This is a genomic window from Allobosea sp. P1_A7 (assembly GCF_056406775.1).
Window position 1 is genome coordinate 1 of sequence record NZ_JBFTZN010000517.1, and the last position, 1,932, is coordinate 1,932.

Sequence of the window (1,932 nt, forward strand, 5' to 3'; positions counted from 1 at the left end):
AGCCAGCATGTCCGATCTGCCGCTGCCGCTGCGCCCCGGACGTCGCCCGCGCGATCGAGCACGTCCAGGGCCTGACCGGATGCCTTGAGGATACGCCGGAAGAGGCCGAACTGATCAGGATCGTCGACGCCCTGGAGGAATGGCTCGCAGCCAATCCCTACGTGGATTAGCCGCGGCTATTCACCCACTACGCCGCCGGAAAGGCGCCGCGCAGCATTGCCAACGAGCTGAACCGGGAGGGCATCGCACCGCCGCGGGGCTGGGCGTGGAACGCCTCGACGATCAACGGCAATGGCCGCCGCGGTTCGGGCATCCTGCTGAACGAGCTCTATGCCGGCCGCATCGTCTGGAACAAGGTCCGGATGGTGAAGGACCCGGCCAATGGTCGGCGCGTCTCCCGCCCGAATGCCGAGAGCGAATGGCAGAGTGTCGATCGGCCGGATCTGGCCCTGGTCGACCGCGAACTGTGGGACAAGGTGCTGGCACGCAAGGCCGATCGCTCGATCGAGCATGCGCAAGGCAAACCGGCGCCGCGCTATTTGTTTTCTGGGCTGTTGCGCTGCGGCTCATGCGGATCCGGACTGGCGCGTTGCGGGGGCGACAAATCGGGCCGCACGCGAATCCGCTGCTCGGCTGCGACCGAGAGCGGTATCTGTCCGGACCCGAAGACGTTCTATCTCGACGTGGTCGAGCGCGCGGCGCTTGCGGGCCTGCAAGGCGAGATGCGCGCACCGGCGGTCATGGCCGAATATGTCCGCACCTATCACCAGGAGCGGCAGCGCCTCGCCGGCGATGCGATTCGCCCTCGCGCCACGATCGAGCGTCAGATCGCCGAGAAGGAGAAGATCATCCGGCCGCACCATGGACATGCTGATCAACGAATGGGGCGATCAGCAGAAGGCGAGCGACGACCAGAAGCGGGCGGCCAATGAGCAGCGCGCGCTGCAGGCCGAGCTCGAAAGCATTGCCGAACCGCCGACGACGGTGGCGCTGCATCCGCAGGTACTGGCGCGCTATGAGCAGCAGCTCGGGCAGATGCAGGCCGCGCTTTCGGCCGGCGTCAGCGCCGGCGACGGCGAGGGGATCGAGATTATCCGCAGCCTGGTGGAGAGCGTCACGGTCTACCGCGACAAGACGAGAAGCGACGGCATCTCGATCGTAATCACCGGCCGCCTGAACGATCTGCTCGGCAAAGCCGCCTATCCAAATGGAGTATGCTTTGGGATGGTAGCGGGAGAGGGACTTTAAAAAATCAACTAATGATTTGTTATTGCAAGTTTTTTTAATTCGACAAGACATTAAAGGCTATCAAAAAGGCCAACATTTCAGCCGGCCACCCGTGATCGTCACCGAACGATATTCAGCGTGATTGGACAGATTGTCGCGCCTCTCAAATAGCCGCTGGCGCGACGTTGCCGGGTCGTTATCGCCCTGGTGGTTGACCTCCGTTGAGATGATCCACTGCAGAAGTTGAGCGGCGGCTGGCGGCCTTTGCCGCGCCGCTCATCCATGCATCCAAAGGCGCAGGCAGGCATCGGGCATCGGAGGGCGGGCGGGTAGCGGCAGCTCGTTGAGATCTGGTGCAATGGCTATGCGTTGCGACGCATTGCACAGCCAGTGCCATCCGCCGCGCTCGCCTCCTACGCCAAGTAGGCGGACGACGACGAACTGATGCGGATGGCGCCCGCGCAGTCAGACGCACTGGAGAACTGCTTCATCAGATCAACGGGCAGGCGCTCGCACGTCCTTCCGGCTCGTGGAAGGCGCGGGGGCCTTTGCCCGTTTGCAGACGTTCCGAAGGTCGCAGGAGGGGCGACTCCGGTCGCCAGACATCGATTTTCCAATGTCTCAGATGGGTCCGAGAGCGGACATGCAGCATCATGCGCACCCAACGTGCGGTGTATGGTAGCGGCTGAGAGTGGCTCGCTGTAC

At 63.5% G+C, this 1,932-nt stretch carries 2 protein-coding genes and 1 pseudogene; all 3 read left to right on the forward strand.

Annotated features, from left to right (window positions below; translation table 11 throughout):
- Nucleotides 1-185 precede the first annotated feature (185 nt).
- Nucleotides 186-485, forward strand: a pseudogene (locus AC1D34_RS37140) (recombinase family protein); the annotation flags it as partial.
- Nucleotides 477-932 carry a recombinase zinc ribbon domain-containing protein gene (locus AC1D34_RS37145; RefSeq protein ID WP_476826971.1) on the forward strand — a complete coding sequence of 152 codons (456 nt, stop codon included), beginning with the start codon at nt 477-479 and terminating at the stop codon, nt 930-932. The pseudogene AC1D34_RS37140 and the gene AC1D34_RS37145, both read left to right, overlap by 9 nt.
- Nucleotides 868-1,248 (forward strand): hypothetical protein, encoded by a 381-nt coding sequence (locus AC1D34_RS37150; protein ID WP_476826970.1) that lies wholly within the window; start codon nt 868-870, stop codon nt 1,246-1,248. Before AC1D34_RS37145 ends, AC1D34_RS37150 begins: the two co-directional genes overlap by 65 nt.
- Nucleotides 1,249-1,932: the final 684 nt, after the last annotated feature.